The 11,852-nt window shown below is 71.7% G+C and carries 13 protein-coding genes; 3 read left to right on the top strand and 10 right to left on the bottom strand.

Features of this window, described 5'->3' with window-relative positions:
- Nucleotides 1–903 (bottom strand): DEAD/DEAH box helicase (locus tag ACLL9L_RS12760; protein ID WP_411285035.1); only part of this gene is annotated, 903 nt, incomplete at its 3' end.
- Between the two features lie 77 nt (nucleotides 904–980).
- Between ACLL9L_RS12760 and ACLL9L_RS12755 the strand changes: the two genes are divergently transcribed.
- Nucleotides 981–1,589, top strand: coding sequence for a flavin reductase family protein (locus ACLL9L_RS12755; RefSeq protein WP_411285034.1), 609 nt, complete (start codon nucleotides 981–983; stop codon nucleotides 1,587–1,589).
- Nucleotides 1,590–2,078: 489 nt separating this feature from the next.
- Here the strand turns inward: ACLL9L_RS12755 and ACLL9L_RS12750 are convergent, their stop codons facing one another.
- From ACLL9L_RS12750 to ACLL9L_RS12725, 6 genes are read right to left on the bottom strand one after another with little or no spacing between them, the layout of a single operon-like run.
- Nucleotides 2,079–2,975, bottom strand: coding sequence for a diacylglycerol kinase family protein (locus ACLL9L_RS12750; RefSeq protein ID WP_411285033.1), 897 nt, complete (start codon nucleotides 2,973–2,975; stop codon nucleotides 2,079–2,081).
- A gap of 19 nt (nucleotides 2,976–2,994) precedes the next feature.
- Entirely contained in the window at nucleotides 2,995–3,828 is an 834-nt protein-coding gene (gene tatC, locus ACLL9L_RS12745; protein WP_411285032.1) for a twin-arginine translocase subunit TatC, read from the bottom strand.
- A 26-nt stretch (nucleotides 3,829–3,854) separates the two neighbouring features.
- The gene (tatA, locus tag ACLL9L_RS12740) at nucleotides 3,855–4,187 is read right to left on the bottom strand and encodes a Sec-independent protein translocase subunit TatA (protein ID WP_411285031.1); all 333 of its coding nucleotides are present in this window, start codon (nucleotides 4,185–4,187) and stop codon (nucleotides 3,855–3,857) included.
- Between the two features lie 27 nt (nucleotides 4,188–4,214).
- On the bottom strand, nucleotides 4,215–4,538 hold the full coding sequence (locus ACLL9L_RS12735) for a hypothetical protein (RefSeq protein ID WP_411285030.1): 324 nt from the start codon (nucleotides 4,536–4,538) through the stop codon (nucleotides 4,215–4,217).
- 12 nt (nucleotides 4,539–4,550) lie between these two features.
- Nucleotides 4,551–5,579 carry a helix-turn-helix transcriptional regulator gene (locus tag ACLL9L_RS12730; RefSeq protein WP_411285029.1) on the bottom strand — a complete coding sequence of 343 codons (1,029 nt, stop codon included), beginning with the start codon at nucleotides 5,577–5,579 and terminating at the stop codon, nucleotides 4,551–4,553.
- A complete protein-coding gene (locus ACLL9L_RS12725) occupies nucleotides 5,576–6,580 on the bottom strand; it encodes a helix-turn-helix transcriptional regulator (RefSeq protein ID WP_411285028.1) in 1,005 nt (334 codons plus the stop codon). The genes ACLL9L_RS12730 and ACLL9L_RS12725 overlap by 4 nt, the downstream gene beginning before the upstream one ends.
- A gap of 46 nt (nucleotides 6,581–6,626) precedes the next feature.
- Between ACLL9L_RS12725 and ACLL9L_RS12720 the strand changes: the two genes are divergently transcribed.
- Nucleotides 6,627–7,721 carry a DUF3866 family protein gene (locus tag ACLL9L_RS12720; RefSeq protein ID WP_411285027.1) on the top strand — a complete coding sequence of 365 codons (1,095 nt, stop codon included), beginning with the start codon at nucleotides 6,627–6,629 and terminating at the stop codon, nucleotides 7,719–7,721.
- Between the two features lie 45 nt (nucleotides 7,722–7,766).
- On the opposite strand, the gene ACLL9L_RS12715 is transcribed toward ACLL9L_RS12720, so the two are convergent.
- The 3 genes from ACLL9L_RS12715 to pafA all read right to left on the bottom strand — a co-directional run bounded on the left by ACLL9L_RS12715 (nucleotide 7,767) and on the right by pafA (nucleotide 10,690).
- A complete protein-coding gene (locus ACLL9L_RS12715) occupies nucleotides 7,767–8,153 on the bottom strand; it encodes an FKBP-type peptidyl-prolyl cis-trans isomerase (protein ID WP_411285026.1) in 387 nt (128 codons plus the stop codon).
- Nucleotides 8,154–8,192: 39 nt separating this feature from the next.
- Nucleotides 8,193–9,227, bottom strand: a complete 1,035-nt coding sequence (locus ACLL9L_RS12710; RefSeq protein WP_411285025.1) for an FKBP-type peptidyl-prolyl cis-trans isomerase — start codon at nucleotides 9,225–9,227, stop codon at nucleotides 8,193–8,195.
- Nucleotides 9,228–9,328: 101 nt separating this feature from the next.
- On the bottom strand, nucleotides 9,329–10,690 hold the full coding sequence (gene pafA, locus ACLL9L_RS12705) for a Pup--protein ligase (protein ID WP_411285024.1): 1,362 nt from the start codon (nucleotides 10,688–10,690) through the stop codon (nucleotides 9,329–9,331).
- Between the two features lie 103 nt (nucleotides 10,691–10,793).
- Between pafA and ACLL9L_RS12700 the strand changes: the two genes are divergently transcribed.
- Nucleotides 10,794–11,837, top strand: a complete 1,044-nt coding sequence (locus ACLL9L_RS12700) for an oxidoreductase (RefSeq protein WP_411285023.1) — start codon at nucleotides 10,794–10,796, stop codon at nucleotides 11,835–11,837.
- Nucleotides 11,838–11,852 lie beyond the last annotated feature (15 nt).

The following is an 11,852-nucleotide window of genomic DNA, read 5'->3' as shown; positions in this document are numbered from 1 at the left end:
CTGGGCTCCCTGCCCGCCCTGACCTCCCGGGCTGCCCTGGTTGCTGCGGCCCTTCTGCCGGCCACCGCGGCTGCCGACCCAGTGCGAGTCCCACGCACCACGCCCCTCGGTGCCGCGGATGGCGTGCACGAGGTCGGGGTTGACGGTGACCGGCACCATGCCGGGCGGGAGGGAGTTGCCAGCACTTGACGCGTCGTCGCGGTCGCCGGCGCGCTGCGGACCGATCTCCTCGACGAAGAGGTCGAACATCGTCTGCCCGACCATCATGTGCTGCCACAGCGGCACCGGCCGGTGCTCCGAGACCACGATGTCGACGTCCCCGCGCACCTCGCTGAGCCAGGCGCCGAACTCCTCCGCGTTGGAGACGGTGGCCGACAGGGAGACGACCAGCACGTCGGGCGGAAGGTGGATGATGACCTCCTCCCACACTGCCCCCCGGAAGCGGTCGGCGAGATAGTGCACCTCGTCCATCACGACGTAGCCGAGACCCTGCAGGGTCGACGAGCCGGAGTACATCATGTTGCGCAGGACCTCGGTCGTCATGACGACGATCGGGGCCTCCCCGTTGACCGACGAGTCGCCGGTCAGCAGGCCCACGTTGTCGGCGCCGTAGGTGCGGGCGAGGTCCGCGTACTTCTGGTTCGACAGCGCCTTGATCGGCGTCGTGTAGAAGGCCTTGAGCCCCTGAGCCAGAGCCAGGTGGACGGCGAACTCGCCCACGATCGTCTTCCCGGCACCGGTGGGAGCCGCGACCAGCACCCCCCGGCCGGCCTCGAGGGACCGCGCCGCCGTCTGCTGGAAGTCGTCGAGGGGGAAGTCGAGCCCGGCCGTGAAACGTGCCAGCTCGCTGCCCGCGTGCTGCGCTCGGGCCTGGGCGGCGGCATACCGTTCCGCTGCGGACATGCGGTCAATCTACGTCAGCGGTCGGCGTGTCCTGCACCCGCGCTGACGTGGGCGCCGGCGTCTGGTTGCCTAGCACCATGAGCGAGCACTTCTACCGGCCCTCCGAGGGCCACCGACTGCCCCACGACCCCTTCAACGCGATCGTGGGGCCGCGCCCGATCGGCTGGATCGGGACCCTCTCGCCGCAGGGGGTGCGCAACCTCGCTCCCTACAGCTTCTTCAACGCCTTCAACTACACACCGCCGCTGGTGGGCTTCTCGAGCGTCGGCCACAAGCACACGGTCGCGAACCTCGAGCAGTCGCGAGAGTTCTCGTGGAACCTCGTCACCCGCGGGCTGGCGGAGCAGATGAACGCGACGTCGACGACGCACGACGTCGACGAGTTCGAGGTGGCGGGCCTCGGGGCCGCCGACTGCGTCGAGATCGCTGCCCCGCGGGTGGCGGCTGCGCCCGTCAGCTTCGAGTGCCGCGTGACGCAGGTCATCGAGCTCACCGGCACGGACGGCGCCTCGGCCGGGGCCTGGCTCACCGTGGGCGAGGTGGTGGGGGTGCACATCGACGAGCAGTTCCTCGTCGACGGCGTCTACGACACGGCCCTTGCCGAGCCCGTCATGCGCGCAGGCGGACCGAGCGCCTACTACGGCATCACGGCCGACAACCGCTTCGACCTGCGTCGTCCGAGGTAGAAGGGTCAGGGGGTGGAGAACCCGGCGGTGCGCTGGACCGGGTCACCGTGACACCGTGGGCCGGAGCGATCGCCGTCCCGTGCGGGCTGCCGGTTGTCGACACCATCGGACGACCGCACCACGACCCGGTCGTCGACGATGGTCGTGACCATTTGTGGGAGCGAGGGCGAGATCTGGACCCGGAGGTGCACCTGCGCCTGCGCTCCCGCAGGGATCCGCAGGCCAGGCGTCGTCGTGAGCAACCGCGGCCCGGGCCTCGACCGCGCCGGGGTCAGACCTCCGACCAGGGCCGTGAGCGAGACGGCCAGGGAACGGGGCCAGGAGCCGCCGTGCATGCATCGGGCGTACTTCGATCGTGGACGGGCCGACCCTGGTGTGTGGCGGCAGACCCGTCAGACGGGATCACGCCCGATGCGAACCGGTATGGCTAGAGCACACGAGGTTCTCAGCCATTCTTCACGGTTGGTCGGTCAGTCCGTCGACCTGTGGTCACGGGGTCAGGAGGGTGAGGCCCGAGGGAGCGACATCCACGTCGATCGGCAGCGGCAGGAAGGCCTCCCCGTCGGCCTGGCTGACGACCCCGGCCGCCTCGAGTCGGATGGAGCGCCCGCGCAGCACCTCCACCTCCGGGTGGTGGGTGTGCGTGCCGCGGAAGACCGACGGGTAGATGCGCAGGAAGCGCGGGATCGACACTGCGTGCACGAGGCAGACGTCGAGCAGCCCGTCGTCGTAGCGGGCGTCCGGGCAGATGTGCATCCCGCCGCCGAACGACGGGCCGTTGCCGACGGCCACCAGCATCGCCTCGGTCTCGATGCGGTGCCCGTCCACCGTCACGACGTAGGGGATGGCGCGGAAGCGTGGCAGCTCGAGGAGGACCGCGAGGTCGTAGCGACGTGGTCCGGACGGCCACCGCAGCGTCTGCGCCCGCTGGGTCACCACCGAGTCGAACCCTCCGCCGAGCACCCCGAGGAAGTGGTGGGTCTCATCACCTGCCGTGGTCCTCGCCCGACCCAGGTCGACCTGGCGCCGCCAGCCCGTGGCCACCAGGGCCGCAGCGGCCTCGGGTTCTCGCACCGGCAGCCCGAGCTCGCGCGCGTTGTCGTTACCCGTGCCGGCGGCCACGATCGCGAGGGGCACGTCGGTGCCCGCGAGCAGGTCGACGCCGAGATGGGCCATCCCGTCTCCCCCGACGACGACCAGCACGTCGATCTCGCCGGCCGAGAGGGCCGCCACGGTCCGCGCCCGCGCGGTGGCCGCGTCGGGAGCGCTCAGCTCCACCACGACGTGCCCGTCGGCCAGCAGCTGCCGCCGGGCCCGCTCACCGTAGGAGGCGCCACGGCCCCTGCCGGCGACCGGGTTGACGAGCAGCCCGACGGTGAGGGTCACCCCGGTCAGCCCCCGTGACTTAGAGCGTCGATGCCTGGTCGTCGGGCACGTCGACCCACTCGGACTGCGGGCTGCGCCGCGCCCTGCGGCGGTCGAGCAGGAAGCAGATGCCGATCGCGAGGTAGAAGAGCGCGATCATCGGAGCCGCGAGGGCGAGCATCGTCCACGCGTCGGGGGTGGGGGTCATCACGGCGGCGAACAGGAAGATCAGGAAGACCGCAGGGCGCCAGGCCCTGATCAGGATCCGCGCGGGCAGGATGCCGACGGCGTTGAGACCGACGAGGAAGACCGGCAGCAGGAAGGCCAGCCCGAAGGCGAGGATGAAGCGCAGGACGAAGTCGAGGTACTCGTTCGCCGGGAGGATGTTGGACGCCGAGTCGGGAGTGAACGACAGCAGTGCTTCGGCGGCACGAGGCAGGATGAAGAAGCCCAGCACGCAGCCGCCGAGGAAGAGCGGTACGGCAGCACCGATGAACAGGAGGGCGGTGACCTTCTCACGCCGCTTCAGGCCGGGGACCACGAAGGCCCAGATCTGGTAGAGCCAGACCGGTGAGGCCATGATCAGGCCGGCGAACAGGCCGACGGTGATCAGGAGCGAGAACGAGCCGGTCATGTCGGTGAAGTTCAGCGAGGCGATGGCCTGCCCGCGCTTGTGGACCAGGTCGGTGATCGGCTGCTGGATCGCGGTGAAGAGCAGGTTGTACTTCCACCACCCGATGCAGGCGCCGACGAGGATCGCCACGGCAGCGATCAGGAAACGCCGACGCAGCTCGCGCAGGTGGTCACCGAGGGCCATCCGGCCCTCCGGGTCGCGCTCACGGCGCAGGCGCCTACGGATGCCGTCCTTGGCCATGGGTCAGCGCTGTCCCTGGAGCGCGCTCAGCGCGCGGTCGTGTCGTGCGGCTGAGGCGTCACGCCCGCGTCGACCGGAGCGTCGGCCGGGGTCGCGACGGGCGTCGCCACCGGCGGGGCCTGGGCGGCGGGGGGCGTCGTGGCCGCGGGGGTCACCTGACCGGAGACCGTCTCGGAGGCAGCCGGGCTCGGCTTCGAGTCCTTGCCGTCGTTCTTCATCTCGCCCATCTCGGACTTGAAGATACGCATCGAGCGGCCCACGCTGCGCGCAGCGTCGGGGAGCTTCTTCCACCCGAAGAGCACGACGATGAGGACCGCCAGGATGAGGAGGTGACTGGGCTGGGCGAGGTCTTTCAACATGGTCCTGCTGGCCTTTCGGTCGGGTGCTCACGAGTCTACGTGCCGGGCCCACGTCGGGAGGGCGCGACGCCGATTGTCGCGGCCCTGACGTCTCAACGTCTCACGCCCCTGCGCGCGTTCCCGCCGCAGGACGACGGGGTCACCGAAGACCGCGAGCTCGTCGAGACGGTCGTTCGCCTCCCCGAGCCGATCGACCTGGGTCTGCACCTGCGCGAGCCGGTCGGACGCGGTGGCGAGCTCGGACCCCAGCGCGGTGGTCTGCCCCCACGCGACCCTGACGGCACGCCAGAGGTAGAGACCGGCCACGACGACGAGGGCGATCCAGACAAGGATCCAGACGAGGGTTCGCATGAGGTCGTGAGCCTAACCCGCGTCGGTGTCCGGCACGGGGCCGGGCGGTGACGACACGGCATACGCCGTGAGCGCCTCGTCGGCGCCGTCGGCCACGGAGGCCCGCAGGCTGGATGGGGAGAGGACGGTGACGTGCCCGCCGGTACGCCAGACCAGGCGCCGCACCCAGGCGGGATCGCCCACCCGCAGCGTGATGCGGCGGCGCCCCTCCCCCAGCTCGAGCACCGACTCGGTGGGGTAGTAGTCGGCGATCCACGCGGCGGACCGGTCGGTCTCGACGACGACCTCGAGGTCGTCGGGGTGGGCGACGAAGACGGACGCCGCGAGGTCGCGCGGCTGCGCCTGAGGTGGTGGGGTGCCGTCGGTGTCGAGGACGGTGAGGTGCTCGACGCGGTCGAGGCGGAACAGGCGCACGTCGTCGGCGAGGTGGCACCACCCCTCGAGGTACCACTTCGCGTCGAGGCTGACGACGCGCATCGGGTCGACGTCGCGCTCGCTCACCTCGTCGCGGCCGGGCACGAGGTAGCGCACGTGCACCCTCCGGTGCGCCGACACGGCGCGGCGGGCGTCGGCGAGCGTCGACTCGCGGGCCCCGTCGTCGATGGAGACCTGGACGCGAGCGCTCGCCTCCCCCACGGCCCCCGTCGCCTCCTCGAGGCGAGCGAGCGCCCGGGCGACGGACTCGTGCTCGGTGATTCCTGGTGTCGTCGCCAACGCCCGCAGCCCGACCATGAGGGTGAGCGCCTCGTCGACCGTGAGCCGCAGCGGCCGGGCCAGGTGGTCGGCGTTCCCGAGCACCACCCTCCCGTCCTCCCACGAGGCCTCGATGAGGTCGTCGGGCATCCCCCCCGGCAGACCGCACAGGAAGAGGAGCTCGAGGTCGGCGACCAGCTGGGTCGACGAGACGCCGAACTCGGCCGCGGCGACGCCGAGGTCGACCCCCTGGTTCGCCAGCAGCCACGGGACCATCGTCAGCAGTCGGGACAGTCGGGCCGTCGCCGACTCGCCCGACGGCGAGGGACGGCTCGTGGGCGGGGTCACGGCGTGGCCCCCCTGTCGTCGTGCCGGTCGCGCGCGCCGGTCAGCCGGCGGACCACGGCGTCACGCAGCTCGAGCGGCTCGAGGGCGACGACGTCGGGCCCGTAGCCTGCCACCTCGTCGGCGAGCCGGTCGACGTCGTCGTGGTCGACGGTGAGCACCGACCAGCCCGGCTGCTCCGGGCGGTCCACGGCCGTGCGGGCTCGCCGTCGCAGCAGGTTGCCGGCGCCGGCCCGTACCCGCAGGAGCGCGGTCGCGGTCGCCGGACGGGCCTCCTGGGTCGACGCGACCATGGCACCGGGGTCGTGGTCGGGCGGCACGTCGTAGGCGCGGGGACGGCCCTTGCGCGTGACCGCGGTGTCGATCCGGCTGAGGCGGAAGACCCGCGGGCCCTCGCGGTCGAGGTCGAGACCGCTGACGTACCACCGCCCGTGCCACTGGGCCAGCCCCCACGGCTGGAGCCGGCGGACGGCACTCGTGCCCCCGGCCTTGCGGTAGCCGAAGGTGACGGCGCAGCGGTCGACGACGGCACGGCGCAGGGGCTCGAAGGCCTCCTCCGTCGTGCGCACGATCGGCTCGATACCCACGAGCGAGGTGTCGTCGAGCTCGACCCCGGCCGACCGCAGCTTGCGCATGGCCGCGGCGGCCGGTCCCGCGAGGCTGGCCTGCTGCCAGGCGCGGGCAGCGAGGGCGAGGGCCGCGACCTCGTCGGGCGCGAAGGAGATCTCCGGTAGGGCGTACTCGCGCTTGTCGATGCGGTAGCCGAGCTCGTCGTCGAAGAGCACGTCGACGACCTGGGTCTCGAGCGGGATGCCGAGCTCACGCAGCTCGTCCTTGTCGCGCTCGAACATCCGGTCGAAGGCCTCGAGCGACGCGGTCTGCTGATACTGCGGGACGGCGGCGCGGATGCGCGCCTTCGTCAACGGCATCCGGGTCGCCAGGAGCGCGATGACGAGGTTGAGGAGACGCTCCGTCTTCGCGGCGACGTGGGTGCTGACGGTCACCCCACCGACGCTACCCGACGGGGCGGGGGTGGCTAGGCTCGCGACCGTGGTCAGGCTGCGCAGGGGTGTCGTCGAAGGGCTCGGTGCCGCGCGTCCGGGCGCGCTCGAGCTGAGGGTGCGCCTGGCCGACGGGCAGCTCGTGCAGGCTCTGGCGTATGCCGAGCTCACCGGTGAGCCCCGCACGGGTGAGACGGTGCTGGTCAACACCACGGCGCTCGAGCGGGGGCTCGGCACGGGCGGGCTCGCGCTGGTGGTCGCGCTCCCCGACCGCACCGACGACGATCTGCCCGCAGGCCCCTCCGGGCGGCCCGGGCACGTGGTCAAGGCCCGCTACACCCCCCTGCAGACCATGGTGCTCGGTGTCGACGAGCAGGAGAGCCCGCACCACGCGCTGCTCGCCGAGGCAGACGACCTCGCGGGGATGCCGGTGGTCGTCGCCGACCTGCACTCGGCCCTGCCGGCGATCGTGGTGGGTGTGGAGCGCGAGCGCCCGGGGACGAGGGTCGCCTACGTCATGACCGACGGGGGCGCCCTGCCGGCCGCCTTCTCGACCACCGTCGCCGTGCTCCGCGAGCGGGGCGCCCTCGCGTGCTGCCTGACGGTCGGCCAGGCCTATGGGGGCGACCTCGAGGCGGTCACGGTGCACTCGGCACTGCTGGCGGCCCGGCTCGTGGTCGGGGCCGACCTCGTGGTCGTCGCGCAGGGACCCGGCAACCTCGGGACCGGCACCCGCTGGGGGTTCTCGGGCGTCGTCGCCGGCGAGGCCGTCAATGCCGCAGTCACCCTCGGTGGACGAGCGGTGGCGTCGTTGCGTGTCTCGCAGGCCGACCCGCGAGAGCGTCACCGCGGGGTGTCGCACCACAGCCGCACGGCCTACGGGCGGGTGGCTCTGGTGCCGGCCGACGTGCCGGTCCCCCGGTTGACCGGTCAGATCGGTGAGCTGGTGTCGGCGCAGGCCGACGCGCTGGTGGAGCAGAGCGGCGGCCGCCTGGTGCGGCACGACGTCAAGGTCGACGACCTCGAGCCGGCGCTGCGGGCGTCACCGGTGACGTTGCGCACCATGGGCCGCGGCTACGACGACGACCCGGCGAGCTTCCTCGCCGCGGCCGCCGCCGGCCGCCACGCCGCGTCGTTGCTCTGACCCGACGAAGCAACGAGTGGGGTGGTGCTGGTGTGTCTCCGGGTGTCAGCGCACGTCGACCAGGTCGACGACGAAGATCAGGGTCTCGCCCGGCTTGATGACGGCACCGGCACCGCGGTCGCCGTAGGCCAGGTGGGCCGGGATGGTGAGCTTGCGGCGGCCGCCGACCTTCATCCCGAGCAGGCCCTCGTCCCAGCCCTTGATGACCCGGCCGACGCCGACGGGGAAGTCGAGGGGGGCGCCGCGGCCCCACGACGAGTCGAACTCCTCGCCCGAGGAGAAGGCCCACCCGACGTAGTGGGTGCTCACCGTCTGGCCGGCGGCGGCCTCGTCGCCGGTGCCCTCGATGATCTCCTCGATCACGAGGTCGGTGGGGGCTTCGTCGCCGGGGAAGTCGAGCTCGGGCTTGGTGCGGTCAGCGGGGATGGCCATGGAGGCTCCTTCTGGGAGTGGTGGTGTGGGTGGCTGGGGTCAGCTGGCGTCGAGGATGTCGATCGCGAAGACGAGGGTGGAGTTCGCGGGGATGCTGCCCTGCGCGTTGGCGCCGTAACCGTCGGCCGGCGGGATGACGAGCAGGATGCGCGAGCCGACCTTCTGGCCGATCAGGCCCTTGTCCCAGCCGGGGATGACCCGGCCGGCACCGATGGTGAAGGTGAAGGGCGCCTTCTTGGTCCACGACGAGTCGAAGACCTCGCCGGTGCTGTAGGTGACGCCCGTGTAGTGGACCGTCACCGACTGTCCCTTGGCGACGGTGGCGCCGGTGCCCTGCACGAGGGGCTGGATGACGAGGCTCGTGGAGGCTGCGGTCTTGGGCACGGTGATGGTCGGGCCCTTGGTGGAGTCGAAGGCCACCGTGGGGAGTCCCGCCTTGGGTGCGACGGGCGCCCCCTTCGCCTCGGTCAGGGGCGTGCCGACCGAGACGATGTCCGCCACGACGACGAGGTTGTCGGTGGGTCCGACGCCCGCCGCCGTGTTGCCCTGGGCGCCGAAGGCCTCGGCCGGGGGGATCGCGAAGAGGATGCGCGAGCCCGCCCTCACACCGGTGAGGGCGATGTTGAGCCCGGGGATGGTGTTGCCGCTGCTGAGCACGAAGGACTGGGCGGGCTTGCCGTAGGTGCTGTCGAGCTGCTTGCCGGTCGTGCCCTGGAAGAGCGCCTCGATGATCGAGACGCGGCTCGCCCCCGTGCTCACCTCGCCCGTGCCCTGCGTGAGGACCTTCACCGCGGTGGCGGAGACGCTCACCGGCTTCTTGGCGATGGTGACCGTCGGCGTCTTGGCGGTGCCGTCGCCGGCCACGGTGATGCCGTCGAGCGTGGCGACGTCCTGTGGCTTGTTGAGCGGTGGGTGGTTGGCGTTAGCAGCGGGGCTGGCCCCGGGGGTGGCCGATCCCGTCGGGGTGGAGCCGGGCGACGACGTCGCCCCGGTGCTGGTCGTGGACGCGCCGCAGGCCGTCAGGCCGAGGACGAGCACAGCACCGGCTGCGATGGATACGGGGAGAGCGTGCACGCGAGAAGGCCTTCGGGTCGGGAGTGGTAACCGCACGACACGGTAACGGGATCGCCTGTGCCGCGAGACACCGCCGGTGGTGGAGGGGTGCCCCGACCGCGTCACATGCTCTCGACGAGGCGGGCCACCCGCACGTCGGTCGACGCGAAGGGGTCCTTGCACAGGACGGTGCGCTGGGCCTGGTCGTTGAGCTTGAGGTGCACCCAGTCGACGGTGAAGTCTCGGCGGTGCTCCTGCGCGGCGCGGATGAAGTCACCGCGCAGCTTGGCCCGGGTGGTCTGTGGGGGCCGACCCTTGGCCTCGAAGGTCTCGAGATCGGTGCACACCCGCGCGGCCAGGCCCCGCTTCTGCAGCAGATAGAACAGCCCGCGCCGACGGTTGATGTCGTGGTAGGCGAGGTCGATCTGCAGGATCCGTGGGTCCGACAGCTCGAGGTCGTGCTTGGCCATGTAGCGGTCGATGAGCCGCTTCTTGATCACCCAGTCGATCTCGGTGTCGACCAGGGAGAGGTCACCGGTCTCGACGGCGGTCAACGTGCGGCCCCACAGGTCGAGGACCTGCTTCTGCACCGGTGCCGTCAGGCCCTCCCGCTCGACGAACCCCATCGCCCGCTCGTAGTACTCCTGCTGGATCTGCAGCGCGGAGAGGTCACGCCCGTTGGCCAGCCTGACGGTTTTGCGCCCGCTCACGTCGTGACTGATCTCGCGGATCGCCCGGATGGGGTTCTCGAGGGCCATGTCGCGCATCACGACCCCTGCCTCGATCATCCGCAGCACGAGGTCGGCCGAGCCGACCTTGAGCAGGGTCGTGGTCTCGGACATGTTGGAGTCGCCGACGATGACGTGCAGACGGCGGTACTTCTCCGCGTCGGCATGGGGCTCGTCACGGGTGTTGATGATGGGACGGCTGCGCGTCGTGGCCGACGACACTCCCTCCCAGATGTGGTCGGCGCGCTGGCTCACACAGAATCGCGCCCCCGAGGTGCTGGTGACGACCTTCCCTGCGCCACAGGTGATCTGGCGGCTGACCAGGAAGGGGATGAGCACGTCGGAGATCTTCTGGAACTCGCCCGCCCGGCCCACGAGGTAGTTCTCGTGGCAGCCGTAGGAGTTGCCGGCGGAGTCGGTGTTGTTCTTGAAGACGTAGATCTCGCCCGCGATGCCCTCTTCGGCCAGCCGCTGCTGGGCGTCCTCGACGAGGCCCTCGACGATGCGCTCGCCGGCCTTGTCGTGGATGACGATCTCGCGCAGGTCGTCGCACTCGGGCGTGGCGTACTCCGGGTGGGACCCCACGTCGAGATACAGCCGGGACCCGTTGGCGAGGAAGACGTTGCTCGACCGCCCCCACGAGACGACCTTGCGGAAGAGGTAGCGCGCGACCTCGTCGGGCGTCAGCCGGCGCTGTCCGTCGAACGTGCACGTGACGCCGTACTCGTTCTCGATCCCGAAGATCCGCCGCTCCATCTCCTCACTCTAGGCCGACGGTGCTCGGGTTGCCCCCGGGCTCGCCGCTGCGCCGAGCGCGTAAGCCCTGGGCCGCCTTCGCTGCCCGTGCGACATTGGCTCGATGACCGGCTCGAAGACCGTCCTCGTCCTCGGAGGCACCGCGTGGCTCGGCGGAGCCGTCGCCCGCCACGCCGCCGCCGCCGGGCACGAGGTCACCTGCCTCGCCCGTGGCCGGAGCGGCTCGGCTCCCCCCGGCGCCCGGCTCGTCGCGGCCGACCGGTCGCGCGACAGCACCCCCGACCCGTATGCCGCCCTGCCCGACCAGGACTGGGACCTCGTCGTCGAGCTGACCTGGCAGCCCGGCTTCGCCGTGCGGGCGCTCACGGCCCTGTCGGACCGCGCGCGGCACTGGGTCTACGTCTCCTCCGGGTCGGTCTACGCCGACCAGAGCGTCGTCGGTGGAGGGCAGGACCTGCCGCTGCTGGGAGCCCTGTCGTCCCCGATGGCGGACGGTGAGGTCTACGGCGAGGCGAAGGTGGCGTGCGAGCAGGCAGTGGCGGTCGCCCGGGGGGCCGATGCGCTGGTCGCCAGGTCGGGTCTGATCGCCGGCTACGGCGACCCGAGCGACCGCTTCGGCTACTGGGTGGGCCGCTGCGCGCTGGCTGCCGAGGACGGTGGGCCCCTCCTCGTGCCCGAGCGCACCGATCGAGGTGCGCAGGTGGTCGACGTCGAGGACCTGGCCGCCTGGCTGGTGCACGCGGGGCTGGCCGGACGAACCGGCACGGTCGACGCCTACGGACCTCGTCGCACGCTCGAGGAGGTGATCGCCGCCGCAGAGTGGCTGACCGGCTTCGCGGGGCCTCGGGTCGAGGCGACGGACGAGGACCTGAGGGCCCACGGAGTCACGGAGTTCATGGGGCCCCGGTCCCTGGCGCTGTGGATGGCGGACGAGGCGTGGCAGGGGTTCGCCACCCACGACGACCACTCTGCGGTCGCCGCCGGACTCGTGACCCGGCCCCTGGCGGAGACGACGGCGGCCACTCTGCTCTGGGAGCGGGAGCTCGGGCTGGGGCGCACCGGCCGCAGGGCCGGTCTCGACCGCGACGACGAGCTCGATCTGGCGGCCCGGATCCGGGGCCGCCGCCGCTCCGCCGGATTGCCGTGATGCGAGCTGTGCTCA

Source organism: Lapillicoccus sp. (assembly GCF_046595215.1).
Classification (GTDB): Bacteria; Actinomycetota; Actinomycetes; order Actinomycetales; family Dermatophilaceae; genus Lapillicoccus.
The sequence above is the reverse complement of the archived record's forward strand: the minus strand, read 5'-3'. Positions and strand labels throughout refer to the sequence as shown.

Bases quoted from the DNA above. Each gene is read 5' to 3' on its own strand.
- ACLL9L_RS12755 (WP_411285034.1), top strand. From the start codon at position 981: ATGAGCGAGCACTTCTACCGGCCCTCCGAGGGCCACCGACTGCCCCAC.
- tatC (WP_411285032.1), bottom strand. From the start codon at position 3,828: ATGGCCAAGGACGGCATCCGTAGGCGCCTGCGCCGTGAGCGCGACCCG.
- tatA (WP_411285031.1), bottom strand. From the start codon at position 4,187: ATGTTGAAAGACCTCGCCCAGCCCAGTCACCTCCTCATCCTGGCGGTC.
- ACLL9L_RS12735 (WP_411285030.1), bottom strand. From the start codon at position 4,538: ATGCGAACCCTCGTCTGGATCCTTGTCTGGATCGCCCTCGTCGTCGTG.
- ACLL9L_RS12715 (WP_411285026.1), bottom strand. From the start codon at position 8,153: ATGGCCATCCCCGCTGACCGCACCAAGCCCGAGCTCGACTTCCCCGGC.
- pafA (WP_411285024.1), bottom strand. From the start codon at position 10,690: ATGGAGCGGCGGATCTTCGGGATCGAGAACGAGTACGGCGTCACGTGC.
- ACLL9L_RS12700 (WP_411285023.1), top strand. From the start codon at position 10,794: ATGACCGGCTCGAAGACCGTCCTCGTCCTCGGAGGCACCGCGTGGCTC.